This window comes from Wenzhouxiangella limi (assembly GCF_010499265.1).
Lineage (GTDB): Bacteria > Pseudomonadota > Gammaproteobacteria > Xanthomonadales > Wenzhouxiangellaceae > Wenzhouxiangella > Wenzhouxiangella limi.
This window is the reverse complement of record NZ_JAAGSC010000014.1, coordinates 1-416: the sequence shown is the minus strand read 5'-3', so window position 1 is coordinate 416 and position 416 is coordinate 1. Positions and strand designations below refer to the sequence as shown.

Below are 416 nucleotides of genomic sequence, written 5' to 3'. Positions count from 1 at the left end.
TCCGTATCGGTATCGGTGTCCGAATCTGAGTCGCTGTCAGAGTCAGAGTCCGAGTCGCTGTCGGAGTCGGAATCCGAGTCCGTATCGGTATCGGTATCGGTATCGGTATCGGTGTCCGTATCGGTGTCCGTATCTGAGTCGCTGTCAGAGTCAGAGTCCGAGTCGCTGTCGGAGTCGGAATCCGAGTCCGTATCGGTATCCGTATCGGTATCCGTATCGGTGTCCGAATCTGAATCCGAGTCGCTGTCGGAGTCAGAGTCCGAATCGCTGTCGCTGTCGGAGTCCGTATCGGTATCCGTATCGGTATCGGTGTCCGAATCGGAGTCGCTGTCGGAGTCAGAGTCCGAGTCGCTGTCGCTGTCGGAGTCGGAATCCGAGTCCGTATCGGTATCCGTATCCGTATCGGTATCGGTGTC

At 57.0% G+C, this 416-nt stretch carries 1 protein-coding gene; it reads left to right on the top strand.

Annotation, left to right across the window (positions count from 1 at the left end; all coding sequences use genetic code 11):
* Nucleotides 1-15 precede the first annotated feature (15 nt).
* Nucleotides 16-416 (top strand): hypothetical protein (locus G3I74_RS15630; RefSeq protein ID WP_203594416.1); only part of this gene is annotated, 401 nt, incomplete at its 3' end.